This is a genomic window from Candidatus Binatia bacterium (assembly GCA_036504975.1).
Lineage (GTDB): Bacteria > Desulfobacterota > Binatia > UBA9968 > UBA9968 > JAJPJQ01.
The window spans coordinates 26,019-49,332 of sequence record DASXUF010000114.1; the positions used below are offsets into that span (position 1 = coordinate 26,019).

Below are 23,314 nucleotides of genomic sequence, written 5' to 3' on the forward strand. Positions count from 1 at the left end.
TTATCTTTCCCCTTCTTTGCTCGAGGGCCTCCGCAGATCGAACAGGTCTCATTGTCCGGAGCTTGCCACTGCCGGCATTTTTGACATTCCCAAATTTCGTTCATTGCGTCGCTTCTCTTCGGTTCATGCGCGAAGCTTCGCGCACAGCACGCCATCCAGCAGCGCAGTTGACATATCTCAAAAAGAGATAGAGAGATACTCCTTCTTTTAATTTTTTGCAATATGAATTCATATGGAATCGACGATGCGAAAAAAACCTCTGAAGAGAATTAACCGCGACGAGATCCCGCGCGAATCATACCATCCCCTTCGCCTGCGCTGGCCGGTCAAGTGGCTTACGCTTCTAGGGCGCATGCCGGACGATAAATTGGCGCGAAAGATGGGCGTGAGTTTAGATGCCGTCCGAGGGGAAAGGACACGGCGACGGGTTAAGGCCTTCCGACCGCGAAGCCCGAATATAGAGTGGACGTCCGCGATGATTCGGCTCTTGGGCACGGACATCGACAGCGACGTTGCCGCGCGGCTCGGACTCCCGACTCACGCCGTGCGGCGGAAGCGTTGGAAAACGGGCATTCCGCCGTACGATGCGAGCCGGCAACGACGTGGATTTGTTTGGACGAGACGGAAAATCGCCCTGTTAGGCACCAATGTCGACCGTGTCATCGCCAAGCGGTTGCGAGTCAGCATGGCGACCGTCGCAATTAAAAGAGCGCAGTTGGGCATCAAGAGCTTTTATCCGCAGCGGCGCATCCGCTGGACAAAAGAAATGGGCGCGCGCTTAGGTAAGGCGACCGATTGGGAGATTGCGGCTCGATACAGGATAAAACGGGAAAGCGTCGCAAGGGAACGACGGCGACGAAACATTCCACCAGCGGTCGAAACCCGGCCCGTGAAGCGGACACCCAAGCTCAAAGCGATTCTCTCGCTGCCGCTTCGGTCTATCAGCCGGCATTACAATATAGGCTGGGATACGGTAGCAAAACTTCGCCGGGAGCTCGGCGTTCCCCCGGCAGAGCGTTGGCCTGGCAAAGTTCGCGGTAAGACGGTTGCGTCGCGGTAATGCGTCTGCCCGCTTTGTTTTCCGGCTGAGGCACGTGCGTTTGACACACCAGGAGCCTTCACATAATCATGCGGGCATGAAGTTCGGCGGGCATTATTTACCGACTTACGTTTCCGATCTCGACGGACCGGCGACGGAATTCTACCGGCGCATGTTCGAGCAGATGGAAGAATTGGACCGGCTCGGATTCGATCACGTCTGGGTGACGGAGCATCACTTCGGCGATTACGGCGGCGCGATACCGCACCCGCCGACGTTTCTCTCCGCCGTCGCGCGGACGACGAAGCGGATTCGACTCGGCGTCGCCATCAACGTGCTGCCGCTGCACAATCCTCTGGAAGTGGCGGAGTCGTATGCCATGGTGGACGTGGTCTCGAACGGCCGGCTCGAGTTCGGCGTCGGCAAGGGGAGCGAGCCGAGCGAGTACCGGCGCTCTGGCGTGTCACAGGAAGAGGCGACGGGTCGCATGAAAGAGGGGACGGAGGTCCTGCTCCAGGCATGGTCCGACGGGCCGGTAAATTTTCGCGGCGAATTCTTTCGCTATGAAAATTTTCGCGTGCTGCCCAAGCCGGTGCAGCGGCCGCACCCGCCGGTCTGGGTCGGCTGCGCCCGCAGCGAAGATTCGTTTCAGTGGGCGGGAGAAAACGGTTTCCACCTGATGACGCTGCCATACTTATACAAGACACCGGACCTTTTGCCCAAACTTGTAAAGATTTATCGTGAAGCGTTGGTCAAGTCCGGGTACGATCCGGCGCGGTGTCAGGTGCTGGGAAAATTCCATGTCTACGTCGCGGAGAGCTTCGAGCAGGCGGCGCGCGAAGCGGCGCCCTATCTGGAAAATTATTTCAGAGTGCACGCCGCGCACGACCCCGAGCGCAAAGTGGGAGGGCAGTTGGCGCTGAGGGACGTCAGCACCCAGCTAACCGGAGGCCTTGCGATCGCCGGCGACCCCGCGCGCTGCATCGACACGATCAAGCGCTGGCGCGACGAAGTCGGGCTGACGACTCTATCGGGGACTTTTCACTTCGGCGGCATGCCGCAGGAAATGGGGATGAAAAATATACGTTTGTTTGCTGAGAAAGTAATACCGGCGCTGCAAGATTGAAGACCATTTTTTATCCTCGTCTCGTCGGAAAGGCCGGCGGGATGATCTCTTCCACCGACCTTCCCGCCCAGTCGCGCTTGGGCCAGTTGTCCCACGCGGCCTTCGCCGCCGCGTCGGCGCGCGCGTAGAGATCGGCTTCGTCGATGCGCGCCGAGCGGCCGGATTCGATCGCGACTTCGCCGTTTACCAGCACGGTGTCCACGTCGGCGCCGCTGCCGTATTCCACCAGCGCATTGATCGGATCGCGCACCGGGCCATAGCGCGTCGTGCGCAGATCGATAATCACAATATCCGCCTTGGCGCCGGGCGCGATCTTTCCGAGGTCGTCGCGTCCCAGCGCCTTCGCGCCCCAGATCGTTGCCGCGTTGAAAACTCGCTCGGGACGCGCGCCGTAATATTTTTTATCCACCAGGCGCGAGACCAACGACGCGTAGCGCATCTCGGCGACGATATCGAGCGGGTAGGTGTCCGTTCCCAATCCCGTGTTGACGCCGGCCTCGACGTAGCGGTCGAAAGACTCCGCTGCATTCGCCATTTTGGCGTACTTGCGCGGGCAGTGGCCGACGGAAGCGCCGGATTCGGCGAGAAGCTTCAACTCGTCGCCGAACGGATAATCCACTTTCGAATGGCCGGCGATGAAGACCGTATGGCCGAGAATCGTTTTCGGCCCTAGAATGCCGGCGTCGGCGAGGTACTCAATAACGGGTTTCCGGTGGTTGTAAAGAATCTGCACCAGCTCGCGCAAGTTTCCCGCCGCGTGCGTGTGAATGCCGACGCCCAGCTCTTTCGCCGCCGTGACGGTCTCTTTCAATAAAGACGGCTCACAGGTCTCCGCCTGGGCGGGATTCAAAATGCCTTGGACGCGGCCGTCCTTCGCGCCGTGAAATTTGCGGATGAAATCAATTGCCCGTTGTAGTCCGGGACGGCCGCGGTCTTCGCGCGCTTCATAATAATGGCGTCCCTCCGCATCGGTGAAAACGTCATGGCTGCGAAACGGCGGGCTGAAAAAGACGCGGGCGCCGATCTTGCCGACGGTCTCGACATACTCGCCCAGATCTCCCGGTCCGCCGCCCGGGTCAAGGATCGTCGTCGCGCCGTTCCTGAGCGCGCTGTAGAGCGCATACTGCCGGCCGATGGCGACGCTCTCCGGCGGCGGGGGCGCGGCCTTCTCCTTCACCGGCGCGCCTAAAACGAAGAAGTTCGCCGACAGATAATCTTTCTTGGTCGCGTCCGTGATCAGATAGTCGCCGACGTTCAACTGCGAGTGGACGTGGAGGTTGATGAAGCCGGGACAGACGAGCTTTTCAGACGCGTCGATGACCTCGTCCGCGCGCTTCGTCCGATCCGCGCCGACATAGCTGACCGAGTCGCCTTCGATCAGCACACTGCCGTCGGGGACCAGCTCGTGACTCGTTCCCGACCAGCCGACCACTGTGCCGCCGTCGATTCGAATCGTCATGGGTTACCTGTTTTGAAAAACGTCACCCTTCGACAGGCTCAGGGTGACCGGCTCAGTTCGTATTCCGTTCGTGCTGAGCTTGTCGAAGCGCGAACGAAGATCTTCTCATTTTTGTTCCGCGCGTTTTGGCTGTCCGACGACGGCGCGCACGGCGTCGGCCATCTCGCGGCTTAAATCGGCGAGCAGCGCGCTCATCGCGTCGACGGCCGCTTCTCTGGATTGTCCTTTGATGGGCCGCTGGAAAAAGCTCGCCTTGGCGGCGAGGGCTTGCTTGGCGGCGGTGTCGTTGATCGCCCAGCGGGCCGAAAGTTGCGCTTCGCCCTCCGCGGTGGGCTCGAAACGGAAGATCTCGACCTCGACCTGGTGCGTGATCCGGCGGCTCGCCGGCCAGGGATAGCGGACGATGCGCTCGCTCCCGAGCAGGGCAAAAAGATTTTGCGCCAGCACGCGGCTCAAGCTCTCTTCCAACGGCTCGATCCAGCGGTCGTTTTGCGCGACGTCGAACCGGTTCTGAGCGACGCGGACGACCAGCTCTTCGCGATCGAGGTAGCCGGGAATGCGGACCGGGCCGACGCCGAGCCAGATCTCGTCTAGGCCGGGATTTTTTGCCGCCGCATCCGTCTGCGCCTGCGCGGTGAGCGTAAAATATCTTGTGCGGTCGGGCTGGGGCGAGAACGAGGGGCAGGCGGCGAGGGACACCAAGATCAGCAAGACTGCTGGAAGAAACGCCGCGGAAAGTTTTTTTCTGTCATCCTGAGCCCTTCGGCTGCGCTCAGGGTAAACTCTGCGAAGGATCTCGCGCCGTAGTTCAGCACAAGTCCCGAGAGGAATTTCAAGCGGATGGGGAGAGATTCTTCGTCGCTTACGCTCCTCAGAATGACAATCTCTGGTTTTTTCTGTGGCTTGTGAGAAACGAATCAGCCGCCGCATCAATCCTCCTTCTTGGAGTCGGGTTTGCCGAAGATGAGCGCCCGCGGATTTCTTTCCAGATAATTCGCCAACTGCCTGAGCGAGCGCGCGGCCGAAGAAACTTCCCGAAGGCTTCGCGTCAGCTCGTAAAACGTCGGCGAGTCGGGATCGATCAAGGCGCTCACGTTCGCGAGCGTCGTTTCGACGCGCTTCATCGTCTCGCCGGCTTGCTTGACGGCGACTCGGGTCTCGTTGGATGTTTGCTTCAAATCGCCGGACAAGTCCTTGAAGGTCGATTCCATCGTTTTGGCCACGTCCCCGACGGTTTTGATGGCCTCCTCGACTTTGGGCATGGTTTGTTGCATTGCCTGCAGAGAACCCTTCAGCTCGGGAGAACTGACCATGGCATTGACGCCCTTGGAGGCCGCTTCTATCGAGTTGATCAACGCCTGGAAGTCGATCGCTTCGAGCTTGGCGACGATGCGTCCCGCGGCGTCCTGGGCCTTCTCGAAAATAGATGGGATGGTCGGGATTTCCTGATACGGGCCGCTCTGCGCCGCCTGGACGAAGTTCGCGGGGGTTTCGGGGTAGAAATCCAGGCCGACGTAAAGGAGGCCCGTCACGATGCTCTCCAACTGAAGCGAGCCCCGCAGGCCCTGATCGATGAGCGCCTTGGCGACTTCCGGATCGGTGATGGCGGCGCCCTGGCCGCCGCGCTGGGTTATCTTTTTCGCGTCGACGCGAATGATGACGGGGATACGCTGCACGCTCAGGTCCGAGCCGATCTGCAACAGGATGCTTTTTACTGCGCCGATCTCGACGCCTTTGAATTTCACCGGCGCCCCGACGCGGAGCCCGTTGACCGAGCCGTCGAAGTAGAGGATGAAATCGCGGGAAACGACAAACAGCCGTCCGGAGCCGATCAGCAGCACCGCGGTAACCACCAGGGCGAGGCCGCCAAGGACAAAGGCGCCGATCAAGGTCGGGCTTACTTTTTTGTTCATCTCTTCTCCTCCAGCCCCTCTTGCCCGCGGGTCAGGAAAGCGCGCACTTTGGGAGAACCCGAACGCAGCAGCTCCCTGGGATGGCCGCGGGCGATGACCGTATTGCTGTCGGCGTCGAGAAAGATGCTATTATTGCCGATCGTGAGAATGCTTGCCACGTCGTGCGTTACCACGACCACGGTGGCGCCGAGGCTGTCGCGCAGCTCGAGAATGAGATCATCCAGCAGGCGCCCGCTTACCGGATCGAGTCCCGCCGAAGGCTCGTCGAAGAAGAGAACTTCCGGGTCGAGCGCCATCGCGCGCGCGAGGCCCGCGCGCTTTTGCATCCCGCCGCTGATCTCCGACGGGTAATAATCTTCGAAGCCCTTGAGGCCGACCAGCGCGAGCTTGAGCGCGGCCACCTCGCGGATCTCGCCGGCTCCGAGATCGGTGTGGTCTTCCAGCAGGAGGCCGATATTTTCCGCCAGCGTCATCGAGCTCCACAGCGCGCCGCTTTGAAACAGCACTCCGACCCGCCGGAGAATTTCCTGCCGCTTGGCGGCGTCTGCCCGGGTGAAATTCTCGCCTTCGTAAAAGATCTCTCCTCTCGCCGGCTCTTCGAGGCCGATCAGATGCCTCAGCAGGGTGCTTTTTCCGGAGCCGCTGCCGCCCATGATGATGAAGATGTCGCCGTGCTCGACGGTGAAATTCACATCGCGCATCACGACGAAATCGCCGTAGGCCATCGTGAGATCGCTAACGACGATGTGCGGCCGCGCGCCGTTGCCGGGGAGAAGATGGTCAAGCTGTTCGGTCGCTTCCACCCGTCAGATCCCCACCACGTAAAAAACCACCGCCAGGATGCCGCAGGCGACGATGCTGGCGACGATGCCGCTGACGACCGCCGACGTGGTCGCGTCGCCGACGGCGGAGGCGCTCCGGCCGCACTGCAGGCCGCGAAGACAGCCGAAAAAGCCGATCAGCCCGGCGTAGACCGCGCTTTTGAAAATGCCGCCGAACATATCGGGGAGCCGGATCGCGCGGGTCGTCTCCAGATAATAGGTGGTCCAGGAGAGGTCCAGCATGCTGATGCCGATGGCCGCGCCGCCAAGCACGCCGATGAAATCGGCGTAAAGGCAGAGCAGCGGCATCATCAACGTCAGAGCGATGACGCGGGGGAGCACGAGAAATTCCATCGGCGGAAAGCCCATGGCCACGAACGCGTCGATCTCCTGGGTCACCTTCATGGTCCCGAGCTGGGCGGCGAACGCCGCGCCGGTGCGTCCCGCCATGATCACGGCGGTCATCATCGCGCCCATCTCGCGCAGCATGCCGATCGCGACGAGATCGGCGATGTAAATCTGCCCGCCGAACTGCTTGAGCTGCACCGCGCCGACGAAAGCGAGGATCACGCCGACGAGGAAGCTGATCAGCGTGACGATCGGCAGCGCCTGCGCGCCGCACTCCTGAATCATCAGCAGGAGGTCCCACGGGCGGTAGCGCGCCTTCATGCGCAAGAACCTGCCGAAGGCGGCGGTCATCTCACCCAAGAAGGCGATCGTCTCGACGGTGGAGGCGGCGGTCTCGATCGTCGTCTCGCCGACGCGCTCGAGCAGCGCTTCCTTGACCTCTTGCCGGCGCGCGCCTTTTCTTTCCGGCACCGCCTCGGCCAGCTCGAGCAGGCGGCGGATGCCGGCGGGCAGTCCGGCGAGGTCTACTTCGAGGCGTTTTTTGCGGCAGAGCTCGATGACTTTGGCGAGAAACGTGAGCAGACCGCTGTCCCACGCGGTCAGCTCGCGCGTATCGAACGAAACGCGCGCCGCGGCGCCCAGGCGCTCAGCGACCTCGGCGATGGACGGCAGCCCGCCTTTAAGACTCCAAGCGCCGGCGAGGCGGACGACCAACTCGCCGTTGTCTTTCTGCTCGAACGAGAGCGACCCTGTTCCGGCCGTCTCGTCAAGCCTCCTCTCGGCTTTGGCCATTAAAGTTAATTAACCTATCGAGGGTCAAAATTACAGGGCAGGTCGTTTTCGATTTTGGCTTTTAGATTCTCCAGACAATCGAAAATCGGCAATCAAAAATCTAAAATTTTAAGAGGCTTTTGCAACCAGCTTTTCCAGCTCCTCGTACGGATGGGCGCCGACAAGCGCGTAGCGTCCGATGAGAAACGTCGGCACGGCGGTGACGCCGAGAGCGGCGCATCTCCGCCAATCGTTGTCCACCGCCGGTTTGAAGCTCCGGCTGAGGAGCGCGTCGATCGCCTCCTCCGCCGGCAGTCCGACGTTCTTCGCAATGCCGGCCAGCACCCCGCGGTCGCCGATGTTCTTCACTTCGACGAAGAAAGCGCGGAAGAGCGGATCGTGAATCTCGTATCCCTTGCCTTTGCTTTCGGCCCATTTCGCCAGCTCCTGCGCGAGGCGACTATTGTAGGTCATGTCGCGCTCGCTGTTGTACGGCAGCCCTTCCTGCTCCATCAAAGCCTTCATGCGCGCGTCGCGCTCGGCTACCGCCGCGCGGCGCTTTCCCTCCGCCGGCGTTTCGGGATGGAGCGGGAAGTGGGTGAACTTAACTTTCAAGCCGTGATTGGTTTTGAGTTTTTCAATACGCCCGGTACTGAGATAGCACCACGGTCAGACGTAGTCTGAAAAGACTTCCAGCGTCAAAGGCTCGGTCATGATTTCCTCCTCAGGCTTGAATCATCCCAAGTTTACGCCGAGAGCGGCGCTCCTGACAAGCGGTCCGGCGCTTCGGCGGCGTGAAAAATTGCGCTTGACGCCTCGTGAGGGTTTAGAGTATGGGTTGTGGAAAGTTTCCAATTTCGCCTTTAGGTATGCACTTATGGCTGGCCCCAATCTAAAAGGGTTGCCCCAACTCTCCTCCATTAACCGCGGCGACACGGCGCGCATCGCTGCCATCGCTCCACCGGCACCGCAGACACCCAAGCTGCTCTGACCACGTATATATGAAAAACTGCGAATGGAAACGGATTGACAAGTTGTTGGTCGACAAGATAAAAGTCGCGCAACTGTGATTTTTGCAATCGGTAATATAGTCGAATGGCGGATTGGTTGTCCTATCGCCAGGCCTGAAGATATTCGCCTACTCACGATCATTGTGCGGAGGGGGAAATGATTCAGATTGCTCATCGGGGACATGCGACGCGGCTCATCCGGTTCGCCGGCAGCGCGGCGTGGCTTTTTCTTTTGGCGGCGGCACTCGTTCCATGGAGTTCTCCCCCCGCTCATGCGCAGGCCGCTGATGTCTGCACCAATTTGCCGACCAAACTGAAGAAGCTGGGCGAGGCCAACGCCGACTACCTAAAGGCGCTCGACGACTATAAGAAGGCCAATCCCGACCCGGCCAAGGCCACCACCAAACCGCCGGCGCCGGAGCGGTATGCGCTGTACGATCTGGCAAATCGTCCCACTCCCTATCGCGTCGAATTGAGCGGCGCCAAGCTGCCGGGGGACGGCGCGGCGTGGTTCGCTGTCGTCGACAAAGCCGTGGCCGACCAGAATGCAAAGTTGTGCGTCCGGGTGTATTGGCGTCTCGCTGCCGCCGACAAGCCATTTGAGCCCGCGAACGTTCGCCAAGCCTTTCCGATGGTCGCAAACGACGCCGCCAAGACCCCGAAATACAAGGTGGTGTTCGATGTTGCGGAGCCGCCGAATGGCAGTCGGGTTTATTCCACCCCCACCGAGTATCTGCTGGTCGGAATGCACGGCGAGGACCTGTTCAGCTACACCACGCGCATATCGGTCACACACCGCCGCCCTGATGTCTTAACCGCTCTCCTGTTCGTCTTGCTTGTCTACGGGTTTCTCGCCTGGATAACCTACGATGGCAAGGACGCGGAAAATTTGAGGGGCTTCGAATTCTTCTTGTATCTGCTGAGCCCGGTTCGAATCTCGGCGGGGGTGGTCGGTGATGCGAGCATCTCTCAGATCCAGGTAGTGCTCTTCACCTTCATCGTGGCGGGGCTCCTGTTCTATCTATGGCTGCGAACCGGCCTGCTCGCCGACATATCGAACGATTTGCTAACCCTGCTCGGCATCAGCGCCGTCGGTGCCGGCGCTGCGAAATTCACCGCCACCATGAAGACCGATCTCGATCCCAAGGTGAAGGCGTTCATCATCGGCAAGGGCTGGTACAACTGGAAGAACGTGCCCGCCGGACAAACCGCCACGTTCCACAACCTCCTGCTTACCGGCGGCCGGCTCGACGTCTACAAGTTCCAAGTGGCGATCTTCACCCTGGTCGTTGCCGCCTATGTGGTTTCGAGCGGCCAGAATGATCTCGGCGATGTGAAGATTTCCGATACAATGCTTTATCTGATCGGCATCAGCCAAGGCGTCTATATCGGAGGCAAGGTGATCACCGATCGCACCTCGAGAATCGAGGACGCAGTGAAGAAAATGATGGAGAACGAGACACTGCTTGCCGACGCAAAAAAGAAGCAGGAGTACGATCAGGCCGAAGAAACGGCGAAGACTGAATTCGCCGCCCTCTATCAGCTCCAAAAGGCATGATCGGCCGTCCATGGTAACCCGGCTGCTTTCAAATCCCCATAGCCGCAGCTTGCGCTGCGGTTCCGCGTTTTAGTCCAACTTCCTTCGACTAAAGCGCAGGACAGGTTTATCCCGCCATCGTTCCTTCGGCGATCTATCCGGAGCTTGATTGCTTCCAGGCTTTGGGGATAAAACGCTATACGTTAGGCGCACATTGGAGGAACAAGACCATGGCCGAGGCAGATGTCTTGTGGCAGCTCATCAAGGATAATTTCGAGCAGGCCCGGGCGCATGAGACGTATCGCGCCGACATCTCCAAGCTCGTCATCACTCTCGCGGGCATCCTCGTGGGAACCCTCTCCGTAACGGGCGTCACCCCTCGAGGGGAGAAAGTAGTGTGGTTGGCTGTTGGCGTGCTCGGCATTTACGGTGCTCTGGCCAGTGCCAAGCACTACGAGCGCAATCGCATGCACGTCGCGACTGCCCAGCATCTCCTGGACAAGCTGAAAGACCTCGCAGGATTTCAGTCCGACCTGAACAAAGTGTTCAAGGATTTCCAGAGCGCTCGCAACTGGAAGCATTCGCCGCTCGCATCGCTGAGTCTCAATTGGCTCTGGACGGGGTTCCCGGGGTTACTTGGTGCTGCGGCCCTGTTGACCTGGCTCTGGAAGCTGACGTGTGGATGAATGACGCCGCCTAACAAGCCGGTGCAGCCGCAGGCCTGCGGCCCGCGCGGCTGACCGCCGGCGGTTCGACGGCAGAACAGCGAATGACCACGTACAATTCCTTGCGAAAGCCACATGGCCAAAGATTGCAGAATATCACGACCGATGCCAGATGCCTCATGATTGGCAATTGAAGGAGGGCCGCGTGAGCCAACAACAGCCGGAAACCAGTATTTTTGACGCAGCGAAGGCGATCGTCGAAGCACTCAAGGGACTTGATAAGCCATCGCAAACGCTGGCCATACGCTTCGCTAGTGAGAGCCTGGGCTTGTCCGGGGTAGCAATGCAGGCGTCGCCGGCGGTACGTGCGTCGTCGTCGCAGATGTCCCAACCCGAACTTCGTGGGGCAACGCACTCAACAGACATCAAGCAATTTACAGCAGTCAAGGCGCCCAAGAGCGATCAACAGTTTGCGGCCGTCGCCGCGTACTTCTATCGATTTGAAGCGTCCGAGTCGGATAGAAAAGATACTATCGACGCAAACACGCTTAAGGAAGCCGCTCGCCTTGCGGGTCGACGGCAGGCTAAGAATTGGGGCTTTACGCTTACGAACGCGAAGAACGCTGGGTACCTTGACAGCGCTGGTTCGGGACAGTACCGGATCAACTCCGTGGGTGAGAACCTCGTTGCGATTGCATTGCCTGGAGACGATTCCGAAAGCGCGCCAAAGCGGCCTTCCAAACGGAAGGCAACAAAGAACAGCTCAGGGACTAAGAGGAACGCGAAACCTCGTAGGTGACGCGATGCGGATTGACCCGGGTGCACGCATATGCCAACTCCTTCTGAAGCCATCGATGCGGCCATCCAGGAGGTTCAGACAGCGCGGTCTTTGGTCTCCAAGATCAAGGCGAAGCAAGTCACGGGGGTGGACGCCCTCGCGTCGCTGAAGGCAACGGCTTTGACGTGGTTCAATACGCATCGAACCGTTATCACCGTTGGTGCGCCCAGTGTCGACGTCGAGCCGGCCGACAGGCACTACACCAGTATTTTGAATTCCACCGCGAAGTTTGCCGCACGACAGACATACCTTACGGCCCTGGCCGACGCCAAGGCAGTCCTCATCACTATACGGGCTACAGTGTTGAAGGCTCCCATGCTTGCTGCTGGCGGCAACACGGACGATATCGCTCCCGACTTCTCTCCGCTAGCGGGGAACCAAGAAATACGGGATATCCTAACCCGCAGGTGGCATGAGTGTCGCAAGTGCGTAAACGCAGATGCGCATTTGGCCGCGATCGTGATGATGGGCGGCCTGCTTGAAGCACTATTCGTGGCACGGGCCAACAAGATGGCAGTGAAAGACCCTCTCATCAATGCCACGTCCGCCCCGAAGGACAAGTCAACGGGTAAAACCCTAAACTATCAGGAATGGATGTTAGATTCCTATATCAAGGTTGCGCATGAACTGAAGTGGATTAGTGAATCTGCCAAGGACGTCGCAGACGTCCTGAAAGAGTATCGAAACTATATTCATCCCGAGAAGGAGCGGCGACACGGAGTAGTTTTGGCTCTGAATGACTCGTCGATGTTCTGGCAAGTCACAAAGGCGCTTGTCCGGCAACTTCTGATGAGCGCAAGCATGCCCTGAAACATGACTTCAGGAACGCAGCTCCGAAGTCACAATGAGTGAGTTGAGAATGAAGGCCGAACAAAGCGCTGCACTTGACGCGGGCCAGCGGGCCATTCGGAGTCCTCGCATTTCCGATCAAGCGACCGGCCCGCGCAAGTGAGCGCAAGCGTTGGGCCTGCGGTCATGTCTCGTCGTCCCCGAACCCACGTTTGCGGAGTTCTCTTTCATAGACATAACTCAAACTCGCGCCCGGAATGGCCGTCCGAATCTTTTCCGCGAAAGCCCGAAGCGGAATTCCCGCGGCTCCCCAACACAACTAAGAATATCGAAACGAGTGTCATCATCGTTCTGCTCCCGGATGAATTCACGATGCGCTTTTATCATCGGTATTCGATGCCGGTCCACTCCGCGTCTCTTGACCTCCGCTAGCCGCTGGGACTACATTCGCTGCAATTCTACTGTCATTCATCCAGGAGGTTATCTATGGAAACCGAAGCCAAGCCATTCAAGTATCAACGGCCGGAGTTTGAGGGAGTCAAGAAAAGCATGCTTGTCTGCAGCAGCGATCTGATGCGCGTGCATGTGCAGGTGGTGAAAAGCGGTGGGGAAAATAATCTCCATACCCATCCCGGAGAGGACGCTTTTTGGTACGTGCTCAACGGCGCCGTGCGGTTTTACGGCGAAGGCGACAAAGTCATCGGCGTATACAACAAGGGCGAAGGTATTTTGATCCCGCGGGGATTCAAGTATTGGTTCGAGAGCGCCAGCGATGAGCCACTGGAAGTGCTCCGCGTCGGCGCCCGTGACCAGACCAAAGAGCTCAAGCGGGTCAACGCGTCCCCGATCAAAGAGTGGATGGTAGAGCGCGGCGGATTCTAGTCGGCTGATTGCGGCTCGCAACAGCGTTGCTGAAAAACCTCCGTTCACCCTTCGAGAGCCTCAGAGCGAACGGAAGAGGGGTTGGAATCATTGGTATTTTCCGTTCGTGCTGAGCTTGTCGAAGTACGAATCCGAGTTTTTCAGCAGTCTGCAGTCACGGAGGACAGCGAATGGAGTACCGTCAATTCGGAACCACGGAATTCAAAGTATCACCCGTCGGACTCGGCTGCATGAGCATGTCCGGCGTTTACGGGCCCGCAGATGACAACGAGTCCATCGCCACACTGCACCGCGCGTTTGATCTGGGCATCAACTTTATCGATACCTCAGCCAGCTACGGCAGCGGCCATAATCACGAGCTGATCGCCAAGGCACTGAAGGGTAGACGCGAAAGAATTATTGTTCACTCAAAATCCGGCAGCCCGCGCACGCCTGATGCAAGCGGCCGTCGCAGCGGCAGCACGCCGGAATATCTGACCCAAAACTGCGAGCAAAGCGTCACGCGTCTCGGCATCGATTGTCTCGACATCTTCTGCATGTCGCGGATCGACCCGAAGATACCGGTCGAAGAGTCCGTGGGCGCGATGGCGCGCCTCGTTGAGCGCGGGCTCGCCCGTTACGTCGGTTTATCGGAAGCCAGCGCGAATTCGATTCGCCGTGCGCGTAAGATTCACCCCATCGTTTCGTTGCAGATGGAGTATTCTTTGTGGTCGCGGGATCCGGAAGGCGGCAATATCCAAGCCTGCCGCGATTTCGGCATGGGCTTTATGGCCTACTCGCCGCTGGGCCGAGGCTTCTTTGCCGGCGCGGTTCACAGCCTCAAGGACTTTGGCGAGGGCGACAGCCGCCGCAACCATCCCCGCTTTCAGCCGGGCAACATCGAGCGGAACTTAACGCTGCTCTCTCGGTTCGAAGAGATCGCCAAAGAAAAAACCGCAACTCCGGCGCAGCTCGCGCTGGCTTGGCTCATGGCCCAAGGGCCGGACATCATTCCCATACCAAGCAACAAGAGCCGCAGGCATCTCGACGAGAACCTGAAAGCGATCGATATCAAGCTTGGCGCAGAGGATCTCGCACGGCTGAATAACCTCTTTGCGCCTGCGGCTGTGGCGGGAGATCGGACAAGAGATATGGATCGGGTGAACGTGTAACGGCCTCGGGTCCCGGGTTTCAACGACTTGAGCGAATTGAACTTTTTGAACGGTTCAAGATATTCAAGCCGTTCAAAGGGTGCAAAACTTAGGGAAGCTTTATGAAGGACGTAACCATCGTCGTCGGCACCATTGGCCAGAGCATTATGCGCAGCGAAGATAACGGCAAGACGTGGGCGCGCATCGGGCCGCGCCGCGGATTTCCCTACGAAGCCTCGGTGCGCTGTCTGGCCATGCATCCGCGCAATCAAAATATTATATTCGCCGGCACCGAGAGAGGCCTCTATCGCAGCGAGGATGCGGGCGCCAATTGGCGGTCGGTCGATTCTATTCTTAATGCGTTCTACATTTGGGCGATTGGGATCGATCCGGTGAATCCGGACATCATGTTCGCCGGCAGCGGCACGCCGACACCCGCGGCGATTTTTCGCTCGACGGGCGGCGGGAAAAGCTGGGATAAACGCCCGGTTGCGGTCGCGGCCGAGTGTGAGAACGTGGGTAGTCCGAGAGTAACGAGTATCTCGGTCGATCCGGTGGAGCCCAAAAACATTTGGCTGAGTCTCGAAGTCGACGGTGCGCGGCGCAGCACGGATCACGGCGAAACTTGGAGCCTTGTCGAAGTAACGGGTCACCGGGACATCCACAACGTCGTCGTGGCCGCAGGTCCGCCGCGAACCGTCTTTATTATGGAGAATCGCGAGATCTACGCGAGCACCGACGATGGCGCGACCTGGGAAACGCTTGGCATGCAGACGAGCGTTCCCTGGGAATATCCGCGCAAAGAAACTTATCTGCGCGGCTTCGCCGTTCATCCCGCCGATCCGAAGACTCTGTTGTTGGGATGCGGCGACTTCACGCCGGGGAGTTCCGGAGCCGTCGCCAAATCCGGCAATCTCGGGAGGAGCTGGCAAGTGCTACCGCTCCCCAATGAGCCGAATTCCACCGTATGGACGTTTGGCGTGAATCCCGCAGATCCGAACATCATTTTCGCGGCGAGCCGGTACGGATATTTGTATCGCAGCGATTCGGGCGGAGAGTCTTGGACCAAGCTCCGCCGGGAGCTCAGCGAGATCGCCGCGGTTTGCTGGCTACCGAACTAGCCGCGATTGTTCAGTGTCAAGGAGTCTTTTCTTGCGGAGAGCGAAAAACTCCGGGCGTTGCTTCTGCAGCGTTTTGCGAAAGGCTTCTCGATATTCCACGTTGTAGAGTCGCGGCGCGCTTCACTTCACGGATGATGTCGCCGGCTTTAACGACCGCCGCTTCCATGGATTATTTCTTTGCCTTGCCTTGCAACTCAGCTTTGACTTCGCGCAGCAACGAGAGGTCGGCGACGCGGTCGAGCGGAACGTCCGCCGTCACCTGCGCGTCCTTTTTCATGTTGTCGATCACCGATTTGAGCACCGGCTCCTCGACGTCGCCGTCGATATTGAGCACTTGTTTGATGATTCGATAGCTGTCGGCGGCGACTTTGGCATCGAGACCGAATTCTTTTTGCAGGTACTTTGCCACCTCGGCCTCGTGCTTAACGATGTAGTCGAGACTGCGCAGAGTGCCGCGGATCACCGCTTTGGCCTGTTCGCGCTTCTCTTGCAGATGGTTGAGGCGGGCGACCAGCCCGCCCTGAATATCGCGGATGTCGAAGGCGTTGCCCAAATCCACGTACCCCGCCACCGTCGCCATCGAAGTATACGGCGGGCTGAGAATCACGGCGTCCACCGCTTTACCCACCAGCACCGCATAGCTCTGCGCCGTCGTGTTGGTGGTGATGTAGGTGGCTTTGTCGTTGGGGCCGCCGCGGCCGAGCTTCTTCATCACCGCCAGCGCGCCGTAGTGGGCGAGAGAGCCGATGCCGCTGACGCCGACGGTGCTGATCTTTTGCGCCGTCATCCCCGGCTGTCCCACCAGGCTGAAGCTCAGTCTCGTCTGGATAAACGTCAGCGCGCGCAGCGGCGCGCCTTTCAAGGCGGCCCGCATGCCGAGCCCGCCGGCGGCCGAATAGTCGAGCTCGCCCGCTTGCAGCGCGGTGATGCCGATCGGAGGCCGGATCACGATCAGCTCGAGATCGAGGCCTTCCTCTTCGAAGATGCGCTTGTCCTTACCGAAGTAGTAGGGAAAAAACGTCAACGATTTGGCGGGCACGGTCAGCTTCACTTTTTCGGGCGATTTGCGCGCGTGCGCATCGGGGCCGGTGGTCGCCGCGTCGGCGGGCGCGCCGAGGAAGAAAACAATCGCCAGCAGCCCGAAGCACAAGAATTTATGACTTCGTCTCGACCATTGATCGAGCCAGCCGCGCGGATCATGATGGAGCATAGAGATCTTTTCCGCTCGACAAACTACGCGAGAAAATTTCCCCGATGAGACGGGTATGTAATGTAGTCAACATAGTGTAGAAGTCTCGAAGGTGTCAACGCGCAACGAACCGGCGCATGCGAAATGAGTGAAGGGATCTGCCTACGTCTGCCCGATCGATTTGTAGGCAATTTCCTTCCTCGGTCGATCCCTTACTTTTTTCCAATTCGGAACTCCGCTTTGCGCAAAAAAGGACAACGTAGCGGAAAAGAACACTCGACATCGAGTCGGACCGGCCGATGTTTTCGAGCAATAGGCGGTTGTTATTTAGGACCTCATTCGTGGTATAAGTCTTGCTGCCCTAAATACAGCTTTATGGACAATTTGCAAAACAGATCGCGATCAATCCAATGAAAAGGGGGATATACCATGGCCATTTGGAAAGAGACCAACAAGCCGGAGGGGTCCGTGACGCCGTTTGAGGCGGTGCGGGAACATTCGCCGGCTTCCGATCCATCCGCCACCCCGGCGCCGGCGCGGCACGCGCACGCCGCGGACTCCAGAGCTTCCGTCATCGGCACCGGTTTGGTGATCGAGGGGAAAATCGAGGGCGAGGGAGACGTTCACATCGCCGGCAGCTTCAAGGGCGACGTGCGGGTGAACGGCGACGTGACCGTCGAGCCCGGAGCACGGATCAGCGCCGAGATCAGCGCCGTCACGGTGACCGTCGGCGGACAGGTCGAAGGCAACATCAACGCATCGACTCAAGTGAAGCTGTTGCAATCGGGTCAACTGATAGGGGATCTGAAAGCGAAGTCTTTGACGGTGGCCGCCGGCTCGCGCATGCGCGGCCGAGTCGAGTTCGGCTGGGACGAGCAAGAGTCCAGGAAGATCGAGCTCAACGTGGTGAAAAAGAGCGACAACAGAACGGCCGTGTAGTTTTCTATGAAGCTGCTCAACTCGGCGCTGGGCGCGACCCGGATCTGTCCTCATTGCAGGTCGGAGATCCTGCAAAGCTCCACCACCTGTCCCGCCTGTCGTCATTTCCTGCGTTACGAGGCGGCCAAGGGTTCCATCAAGCCGCCGCCTGCCGTCGAGCCCCTCAGGGTCGAGGCTACGGTGCGACAACCGGTAGGCGGCAAGGGCTGCGAATATTCGCTGGTGGTGACCGTCCGCAATGACCGCGGCGAGGAATTGACCCGGCAGGTGATCGCCGTCGGCGGCATCAAGCCCGCGGAAGCGCGCATCTTCACGGTCTGGATAGAGGCGTATAGCTCCGAAACCGCCTCGGCCTCGCCGCTGCTGGAAGAAGCAGTGGTCGAGGACGTGAAGACGCACTAAGATCGATTGAAAAGGGCGAGGGCCTCGTCGGCCCCACCCTTGTCTCCGGTTGAAATCCGGCCCAGCGGACGTGTACCCTCTCGGAGAGTTATGCGCGTCCGCAGCGAAATTCTCCTTATCGCAGCCACGGTAGCCTTCCTCAATCCATTCGTCGGCCGGGCGGGCGGGCAAACTTCAGGTTCACCGTCGCGCCCGCAGCGTCCGCCGGCTGCCCGGGCGCAACGAGAGTCGGAGCTGGTCGAGAGGATGAAGGCCACCAGAGCCGGCTTCGAGAAGCTTCTCGCCGCTTATGAGGAGCAATTCCGCAGCCAAAGCGCCGAGCTCGCCCGGCGCAGAAAACTCTACGACAACGGCGAGGTTTCGAGATCGTTTGTCATCGCCGCCGAGCGGGATGTCGCCGACACGCGCGCTCACATCATCGAGGTTCAGCAGTGGATTTTCGAAGATGACCTTGTCCTGGAGGAAGCCCTCGCGCGCGAGGAGATTCTCCGCAGCCCGGCGCTGGCGCTGGGCGGTTATGCCGAATCGAAAACTCTGATCCGTTTCAACGGCGGGGCGAAGTGGTCGCTCGCCGATTCTTCGAAAATTGAAAAATTCTTTTTCGGGCGGTTCGCCCGCGCTCTGCCGGTGAGCGCCAGAGGGCAAACGTCCGCCCACACGCGCATGGGATTCGACCATCACGACGCGATGGACGTGGCCGTGCATCCGGACAGCGACGAAGGGCGGGCGCTTATGGAGTATCTCCGTCAGGCAGGGATTCCGTTTATCGCGTTTCGCGGCAGGATGGCGGGCTCGGCCACCGGCGCGCACATTCACGTCGGCAAGCCGTCGTTCAGAACCGCGTCGCAGTAAATGCGAAAGGCGTCCTTGTATTTGAATTGAGATTCTTCGCTGCGCTCAGAATGACACAAGAGCGAATGTCATCCTAAGCCCTTCACATGTCATCCTGAGCAAAGCGAAGGATCTCTCCGATCCCGTCAGTCGACGGTTTCCGTTTTGGTAAGAACCGGAAAGCCCACTCGTCCGATCAAGGGCAGCTTCAGCGCGGGTCGCTTGACGTCCATTCCAAAGCTCAGCCCGGCGACGTTGACTTCGAGCCCTTCTTCCACGCCCACCAATACTCCGAGCAAGCCGTAGAGCGACAATTGCAAGCCGGTGCCGCTCGGCGCCCAGTCGATGGGGTGTCCATCGATGGGAAAATCTTTGCCGATCGCCGTCACGGGCAATTGCAGCCTCAGTTCCGGAACCTGCCGCGCGACGTAAGCGGTGAATGTATTGCTGTTCGGTCCGGGCCACAGCCGATACTCGTTTGCAAAAGGGTACGTCTCGACGGCCTTGAGGATTTTTTCGATCATGGGGCTCGCTTCCGGGCCGCGCAGGTCGGCGAGCAGCTCCGGCGCGTTGCCGAACCAGTTGCGGTCCGGAATTCCGGGCTCGGAGTAGAGGCCGGCGAGATTGCGCCTCAGGCGCCAGCCGATCACTTGATGGACGATGAACTGCGGCGCGTTTTCCGGTTTGGTCGCGATCCAGGTATGGACGCCGAAGATGCCGCGCCAGTTGAGCGCGCGCGCCGCGTAAACCTGGACCACGGCCTCTGGAGTCTTGGCGGGATCGGGGGCGATGCCGGCGCTGTCGCGGTTGGCCGTGCGGTAGTCCTGTCCGAGCGAGATTTGTCCGGAAAGAATCATCAGCGCGGGAATGGCGACGAGCACAAGCGCGATCCATTTAAGGGGCCACAACATGGACTTATTGTAACTGAAGTCGTCGGGTGAATGCGAGTCTTGCATGTTATTTTGGATCGCGCGATGATCGGCTTCGGAAAAAGCCGTGATCGTGTTCGTGATAAAAAAGACCGTGGGGAAGGGCCGAACACGAGCACGAGACATCGGAGGATTGCTTCGAAGTGACACGATCACGTGATTTTCGCATCGGCCACGGTTTCGATGTGCATCGCTTCAAGCGCGGGCGAAAGCTCGTTCTCGGCGGCGTCCAGATTCCTCACGCCCTCGGCCTCGCCGGCCATTCGGACGCCGACGTGCTGCTTCACGCTCTCATCAACGCGCTGTTGGGCGCGATGGGAAAGGGGGACATAGGGACGCACTTTCCCGACAGCGACCCGCGCTACGAAAATATTTCCAGCGAAAAGCTGCTGAAGCAGGTTTTGCAGATGATGCGGCGGGGAAAATTCCGCGTCGTCAACGGGGATATGACGATCATCGCGCAAAAGCCGCGCCTGGCGCCGCACGCCGGCAAAATCCAACGCCGCGTTGCGGTTTTGCTGAAAATTTCCGTGGAGCGAATCAACCTCAAAGCGACGACGACCGAAGGATTGGGCTGGATCGGCGAAGGCCGCGGCATGGCGGCGACGGCGGTCGTGCTGTTGGAGAAGCGGAAGGGTCGTTGACGCGTGCCAGGACTCCCTATGCGTCTCCGATTGAGTGTGTCCTTCCATATGAGTACAATGCTTCGGAAGGAGGCCGCTATGAGTATTCAACTCACGCCACAGCAACAACAAGCCCTGGACACCCAAGAGGACGGTCCGCCGCGTGTCATCGACACTCGGACTAACACCACCTACATCCTTATTCCAGAGTCGGATTATGAGGCTGCCCGTGAACTTCTTGAAGACGAACGCCGCCAGCAGGCTGTCCACGCGGTGGCGCTGCGCAACGCGGCTGGTCGCATGAATGAGGCTCCATGATCCAGCCTGGCGAGGTCTACATGGCCGACTTTGGGCCAGCCGGACCGCACCCTGTAATCGTGGTGTCACGTGAAGAGCTGAATCGAGGGCGGTATGCGTTGGCCGTTGTCTGCACGTCGGCACGCTTCGTTGTTCGCAGCAAGCTGTCGAACTGCGTACCGTTCCAAGCAGGGAATTTCGGGTTCACCGTAGACTGCGTGGCGCAGTGTGAGAACATCCTTTCCATTGATCAAGCGCAGCTCGACTTAGCAGCGGGACCGATGGGAAACCTGGATGAGGCAGCTCTTCAGAAGGTCGTCAAATCAATTGGTTACGTCATAAAGTCCGACTGCAAGCCGCTATAGTCCGACCTAAAAAGTCCGCTCCGGAGGGTGTGGCGCAGTAACGTGCAAAGTTCTGTTTGGGCCGCGCCCCTGAGCAGGCGCGTTATGGTTCGTGGAGGATCAGTGGACTTCAAGAAGCTTCTTAGGCAAACGGCAACTCGATATTATGGCCGACTAACACCGTTCATCGGACTAGTTGCTACTTTCTCTGGCATCCATACCGGATTGCGAAGTCTCGAATCGGGGACGAAACCGTCGGTCATTGAAGGATTTGTGGCAGCCCTGGTTGCAACGGTGATTCTAGTGCCTGTAGTTTTCTTGGGGGCGATGGTTTATGAATTCCTTCGAGGTTCCGATAGTGATGACGAGGATACCTAACCCACCGCCTGTGCCGACAATAAGATGTCGTGATACGTGATTCCATTTTCTGAGAACGGCTCAGCGGCATAACGATTAGGTGCTGATCCAATGCGTCAACCGAAAGACAAAGACATTTGAATCCGTCGTATGTCTATTCGGAAAGCCACGACCAAAAGTGAGCTTGTGGAGGCGATGAAAGAAGAAAATCTTAAACTTCAGCAGCGTAGCGTATTGTCAAGCTCGAAGCGCAGCTGGTAACAGCTCGGAACCGGATCAATGTTCTCGAGAAGGAGCGCGACACAACCGGCCTCGAGAAACTTTCGGACGCGGAGCTGGAAAAACGCTTGCCCCTCTCTGCGCCGGTCGAACGCAAACTCGATAACGTGAAGAAACAGTCTTAAACCACGGAGCGCCTCAGTGATAACGAATGCTTTCTAACTCATCGCTCGACCCGGACACGCGCAAGATTGGCGCGTGCGGGTCACCGTGAACGTTTAGGCAGAGGTATCGAGGTTTTTGGAGGTGTCATGCCCAGAAAGCTCTTCTCCTTTGGCTCGGTCGTCCTAGCTTTAACAATATCATCCGGATGCGGCGTTGCCATGCAAATTCAGTCACGTACCGCAAACGAGAAACTGATGCAGCTCTAGGTGGACATGGATAGGCAGCAGGTACTTACGCTAATGGGTAATCCCTACAGACGCGAGGTGTATGCTGATAGCGAGTTTTTGATCTACGAGACAAACCATTGGGCCGATACAGAAAAAAATCGTTTTACACCGATCCTACTCCAAAAGAGCAAGGTCGTGGGATGGGGTAGAAACTATTACGATGACGCCTTCAGGTCTAAGATCGACGCGGACATCCGTGTTAAACCCCAGTAGCCCACGGCTGTGAGTGACCTTGATCGATACTGGATAGGACGGCTACACAGGCGCTCGGACGGGCGCAGAGCAGGTATCTGTGGCTTCTATTAGTCGCTGGTTTGTTCTATGCAGCCCTTCGCCCGACTGTGTTGGGTGGCCCGCGACACCCTCGCCGTTAAAGGTGCCCATCATCGAACTGGAGCTCGACGCACGACTGATTCTAGCGTCGGGCCCAGCCGTGATCGGCTTCCTTGTTCTGGTCCTCATGGGTAGCTTGCGGGCATTCTCTCGCGCACGCGACAAATTAGGTCTAGGGAAGGGTGCGGATTGGCGAGCTGAAGCTTTCGATACCTACCCGAACGCCATCGATCTCGCATTGTACACGACTCCCGACTCGCCGAAGTCCCTATCCACTTGTTCTCACCGTGGGTTTGTTGGAGGCGCTGTGGCTGGGGTGTGACCTTGCGGCGTCGACGTACGAGGTCTCGCTGCGCATACCCCTTGCAGTGACTGCGTTGATCCTCTGGCTTCGGGCAGCCTGGCAAGTGGGTGTGATGTGGGTGAAGCGATTCCTGAACCTCTCGACGTTGTGGGAAGACAGAGATGCCTAATTAGATAAGCGGACCGCTCGCGACGCCTAGTGTTGAAACGATCTAGATGCTTGAAGCGAATACAGGAAGATTGAAACGGCTTGGTTCAGTGGTTGGCTCGCTCGCTTGGGCTTCGCTCATCCGCTTATCGCGGCGCGAGATGGAGACTCCCGCCCGGCCCACGCGCGCATGCGTGCGCAGGGTCCGGCGGCTCATACCGTTCCCCGTTAACGGATGAAATTTGAATCCGTCGGGCCTTGAGGTATGCTGCGCTTATGTCGCTGAAGCTACCTTTAAAAGATATGACCCTCCAAGAGAAACTTGCTGCGACGGAGTTGCTTTGGGAGGACCTCGCCCGTTCTCCGGAATCGATTGAGTCACCTACTTGGCACAAAGACATCCTCGATGAACGCCGGCAGCTAATTGCCGAGGGGAAAGCTCAATTTATGGATTGGGAGACCGCCAAAACGGAGATCCGCAAGAAGCTGGCGTGAGAAT

24 protein-coding genes are annotated in these 23,314 nt (G+C 58.8%); 16 read left to right on the top strand and 8 right to left on the bottom strand.

Annotated elements, in window-relative coordinates; translation table 11 throughout:
* The first annotated feature begins 475 nt into the window (after positions 1-475).
* On the top strand, positions 476-1,060 hold the full coding sequence (locus VGL70_15445) for a hypothetical protein (protein HEY3304918.1): 585 nt from the start codon (positions 476-478) through the stop codon (positions 1,058-1,060).
* A 76-nt stretch (positions 1,061-1,136) separates the two neighbouring features.
* On the top strand, positions 1,137-2,165 hold the full coding sequence (locus tag VGL70_15450) for an LLM class flavin-dependent oxidoreductase (GenBank protein HEY3304919.1): 1,029 nt from the start codon (positions 1,137-1,139) through the stop codon (positions 2,163-2,165).
* A gap of 10 nt (positions 2,166-2,175) precedes the next feature.
* Here the strand turns inward: VGL70_15450 and VGL70_15455 are convergent, their stop codons facing one another.
* The 6 genes from VGL70_15455 to VGL70_15480 form a co-directional block, all read right to left on the bottom strand.
* Positions 2,176-3,624, bottom strand: coding sequence for an amidohydrolase family protein (locus tag VGL70_15455; GenBank protein HEY3304920.1), 1,449 nt, complete (start codon positions 3,622-3,624; stop codon positions 2,176-2,178).
* A 105-nt stretch (positions 3,625-3,729) separates the two neighbouring features.
* On the bottom strand, positions 3,730-4,335 hold the full coding sequence (locus tag VGL70_15460) for a PqiC family protein (GenBank protein HEY3304921.1): 606 nt from the start codon (positions 4,333-4,335) through the stop codon (positions 3,730-3,732).
* 218 nt (positions 4,336-4,553) lie between these two features.
* Positions 4,554-5,537: an MlaD family protein gene (locus VGL70_15465; protein HEY3304922.1), complete on the bottom strand. Its 984-nt coding sequence runs from the start codon at positions 5,535-5,537 to the stop codon at positions 4,554-4,556.
* Positions 5,534-6,262, bottom strand: a complete 729-nt coding sequence (locus VGL70_15470; GenBank protein HEY3304923.1) for an ATP-binding cassette domain-containing protein — start codon at positions 6,260-6,262, stop codon at positions 5,534-5,536. Before VGL70_15470 ends, VGL70_15465 begins: the two co-directional genes overlap by 4 nt.
* 81 nt (positions 6,263-6,343) lie before the next feature.
* Positions 6,344-7,498, bottom strand: a complete 1,155-nt coding sequence (locus tag VGL70_15475) for an ABC transporter permease (protein ID HEY3304924.1) — start codon at positions 7,496-7,498, stop codon at positions 6,344-6,346.
* A 108-nt stretch (positions 7,499-7,606) separates the two neighbouring features.
* A complete protein-coding gene (locus VGL70_15480; GenBank protein HEY3304925.1) occupies positions 7,607-8,191 on the bottom strand; it encodes a DsbA family oxidoreductase in 585 nt (194 codons plus the stop codon).
* Positions 8,192-8,644: 453 nt separating this feature from the next.
* Between VGL70_15480 and VGL70_15485 the strand changes: the two genes are divergently transcribed.
* The 7 genes from VGL70_15485 to VGL70_15515 all read left to right on the top strand — a co-directional run bounded on the left by VGL70_15485 (position 8,645) and on the right by VGL70_15515 (position 15,449).
* Positions 8,645-10,045 carry a hypothetical protein gene (locus VGL70_15485; GenBank protein ID HEY3304926.1) on the top strand — a complete coding sequence of 467 codons (1,401 nt, stop codon included), beginning with the start codon at positions 8,645-8,647 and terminating at the stop codon, positions 10,043-10,045.
* A 209-nt stretch (positions 10,046-10,254) separates the two neighbouring features.
* On the top strand, positions 10,255-10,710 hold the full coding sequence (locus VGL70_15490; protein ID HEY3304927.1) for a hypothetical protein: 456 nt from the start codon (positions 10,255-10,257) through the stop codon (positions 10,708-10,710).
* Between the two features lie 184 nt (positions 10,711-10,894).
* On the top strand, positions 10,895-11,488 hold the full coding sequence (locus tag VGL70_15495; protein HEY3304928.1) for a hypothetical protein: 594 nt from the start codon (positions 10,895-10,897) through the stop codon (positions 11,486-11,488).
* A 30-nt stretch (positions 11,489-11,518) separates the two neighbouring features.
* The gene (locus VGL70_15500) at positions 11,519-12,337 is read left to right on the top strand and encodes a hypothetical protein (GenBank protein ID HEY3304929.1); all 819 of its coding nucleotides are present in this window, start codon (positions 11,519-11,521) and stop codon (positions 12,335-12,337) included.
* A 465-nt stretch (positions 12,338-12,802) separates the two neighbouring features.
* Complete coding sequence (locus VGL70_15505) at positions 12,803-13,198, top strand: cupin domain-containing protein (protein HEY3304930.1); 396 nt, start codon at positions 12,803-12,805, stop codon at positions 13,196-13,198.
* A gap of 170 nt (positions 13,199-13,368) precedes the next feature.
* Positions 13,369-14,349, top strand: coding sequence for an aldo/keto reductase (locus VGL70_15510; GenBank protein HEY3304931.1), 981 nt, complete (start codon positions 13,369-13,371; stop codon positions 14,347-14,349).
* A gap of 101 nt (positions 14,350-14,450) precedes the next feature.
* Positions 14,451-15,449: a hypothetical protein gene (locus VGL70_15515; protein ID HEY3304932.1), complete on the top strand. Its 999-nt coding sequence runs from the start codon at positions 14,451-14,453 to the stop codon at positions 15,447-15,449.
* A gap of 169 nt (positions 15,450-15,618) precedes the next feature.
* On the opposite strand, the gene VGL70_15520 is transcribed toward VGL70_15515, so the two are convergent.
* On the bottom strand, positions 15,619-16,659 hold the full coding sequence (locus VGL70_15520) for an ABC transporter substrate-binding protein (GenBank protein ID HEY3304933.1): 1,041 nt from the start codon (positions 16,657-16,659) through the stop codon (positions 15,619-15,621).
* 408 nt (positions 16,660-17,067) lie between these two features.
* On the opposite strand from VGL70_15520, the gene VGL70_15525 reads away from it, so the two are divergent.
* From VGL70_15525 to VGL70_15535, 3 genes are all read left to right on the top strand, one after another.
* Positions 17,068-17,577, top strand: coding sequence for a polymer-forming cytoskeletal protein (locus VGL70_15525; protein HEY3304934.1), 510 nt, complete (start codon positions 17,068-17,070; stop codon positions 17,575-17,577).
* A gap of 6 nt (positions 17,578-17,583) precedes the next feature.
* Positions 17,584-17,979, top strand: coding sequence for a hypothetical protein (locus tag VGL70_15530; GenBank protein HEY3304935.1), 396 nt, complete (start codon positions 17,584-17,586; stop codon positions 17,977-17,979).
* A 90-nt stretch (positions 17,980-18,069) separates the two neighbouring features.
* On the top strand, positions 18,070-18,831 hold the full coding sequence (locus tag VGL70_15535) for a hypothetical protein (GenBank protein ID HEY3304936.1): 762 nt from the start codon (positions 18,070-18,072) through the stop codon (positions 18,829-18,831).
* Between the two features lie 125 nt (positions 18,832-18,956).
* On the opposite strand, the gene VGL70_15540 is transcribed toward VGL70_15535, so the two are convergent.
* Entirely contained in the window at positions 18,957-19,865 is a 909-nt protein-coding gene (locus VGL70_15540) for a DUF3750 domain-containing protein (GenBank protein ID HEY3304937.1), read from the bottom strand.
* A 17-nt stretch (positions 19,866-19,882) separates the two neighbouring features.
* Between VGL70_15540 and ispF the strand changes: the two genes are divergently transcribed.
* The 4 genes from ispF (at position 19,883) to VGL70_15560 (ending at position 23,310) form a co-directional block, all read left to right on the top strand.
* Positions 19,883-20,383, top strand: a complete 501-nt coding sequence (gene ispF / locus VGL70_15545; GenBank protein ID HEY3304938.1) for a 2-C-methyl-D-erythritol 2,4-cyclodiphosphate synthase — start codon at positions 19,883-19,885, stop codon at positions 20,381-20,383.
* Between the two features lie 78 nt (positions 20,384-20,461).
* Positions 20,462-20,680: a hypothetical protein gene (locus VGL70_15550; protein ID HEY3304939.1), complete on the top strand. Its 219-nt coding sequence runs from the start codon at positions 20,462-20,464 to the stop codon at positions 20,678-20,680.
* Entirely contained in the window at positions 20,677-21,024 is a 348-nt protein-coding gene (locus tag VGL70_15555) for a type II toxin-antitoxin system PemK/MazF family toxin (GenBank protein HEY3304940.1), read from the top strand. Before VGL70_15550 ends, VGL70_15555 begins: the two co-directional genes overlap by 4 nt.
* A 2,067-nt stretch (positions 21,025-23,091) precedes the next feature.
* Positions 23,092-23,310 carry an addiction module protein gene (locus VGL70_15560; protein ID HEY3304941.1) on the top strand — a complete coding sequence of 73 codons (219 nt, stop codon included), beginning with the start codon at positions 23,092-23,094 and terminating at the stop codon, positions 23,308-23,310.
* The last annotated feature ends 4 nt before the right edge of the window (positions 23,311-23,314 follow it).

Excerpts from the sequence above, each read along its gene's own strand:
- VGL70_15555 (HEY3304940.1), top strand. The coding sequence starts at position 20,677 with ATGATCCAGCCTGGCGAGGTCTACATGGCCGACTTTGGGCCAGCCGGA.
- VGL70_15465 (HEY3304922.1), bottom strand. The coding sequence starts at position 5,537 with ATGAACAAAAAAGTAAGCCCGACCTTGATCGGCGCCTTTGTCCTTGGC.
- VGL70_15505 (HEY3304930.1), top strand. The coding sequence starts at position 12,803 with ATGGAAACCGAAGCCAAGCCATTCAAGTATCAACGGCCGGAGTTTGAG.
- VGL70_15520 (HEY3304933.1), bottom strand. The coding sequence starts at position 16,659 with ATGCTCCATCATGATCCGCGCGGCTGGCTCGATCAATGGTCGAGACGA.
- VGL70_15525 (HEY3304934.1), top strand. The coding sequence starts at position 17,068 with ATGGCCATTTGGAAAGAGACCAACAAGCCGGAGGGGTCCGTGACGCCG.
- VGL70_15455 (HEY3304920.1), bottom strand. The coding sequence starts at position 3,624 with ATGACGATTCGAATCGACGGCGGCACAGTGGTCGGCTGGTCGGGAACG.
- VGL70_15560 (HEY3304941.1), top strand. The coding sequence starts at position 23,092 with ATGTCGCTGAAGCTACCTTTAAAAGATATGACCCTCCAAGAGAAACTT.
- VGL70_15540 (HEY3304937.1), bottom strand. The coding sequence starts at position 19,865 with ATGTCTCGTGCTCGTGTTCGGCCCTTCCCCACGGTCTTTTTTATCACG.
- VGL70_15535 (HEY3304936.1), top strand. The coding sequence starts at position 18,070 with ATGCGCGTCCGCAGCGAAATTCTCCTTATCGCAGCCACGGTAGCCTTC.
- VGL70_15445 (HEY3304918.1), top strand. The coding sequence starts at position 476 with ATGATTCGGCTCTTGGGCACGGACATCGACAGCGACGTTGCCGCGCGG.
- VGL70_15500 (HEY3304929.1), top strand. The coding sequence starts at position 11,519 with ATGCCAACTCCTTCTGAAGCCATCGATGCGGCCATCCAGGAGGTTCAG.
- VGL70_15470 (HEY3304923.1), bottom strand. The coding sequence starts at position 6,262 with ATGGCCTACGGCGATTTCGTCGTGATGCGCGATGTGAATTTCACCGTC.
- VGL70_15550 (HEY3304939.1), top strand. The coding sequence starts at position 20,462 with ATGAGTATTCAACTCACGCCACAGCAACAACAAGCCCTGGACACCCAA.
- VGL70_15485 (HEY3304926.1), top strand. The coding sequence starts at position 8,645 with ATGATTCAGATTGCTCATCGGGGACATGCGACGCGGCTCATCCGGTTC.
- VGL70_15490 (HEY3304927.1), top strand. The coding sequence starts at position 10,255 with ATGGCCGAGGCAGATGTCTTGTGGCAGCTCATCAAGGATAATTTCGAG.
- VGL70_15450 (HEY3304919.1), top strand. The coding sequence starts at position 1,137 with ATGAAGTTCGGCGGGCATTATTTACCGACTTACGTTTCCGATCTCGAC.
- VGL70_15515 (HEY3304932.1), top strand. The coding sequence starts at position 14,451 with ATGAAGGACGTAACCATCGTCGTCGGCACCATTGGCCAGAGCATTATG.
- VGL70_15510 (HEY3304931.1), top strand. The coding sequence starts at position 13,369 with ATGGAGTACCGTCAATTCGGAACCACGGAATTCAAAGTATCACCCGTC.
- VGL70_15475 (HEY3304924.1), bottom strand. The coding sequence starts at position 7,498 with ATGGCCAAAGCCGAGAGGAGGCTTGACGAGACGGCCGGAACAGGGTCG.
- VGL70_15530 (HEY3304935.1), top strand. The coding sequence starts at position 17,584 with ATGAAGCTGCTCAACTCGGCGCTGGGCGCGACCCGGATCTGTCCTCAT.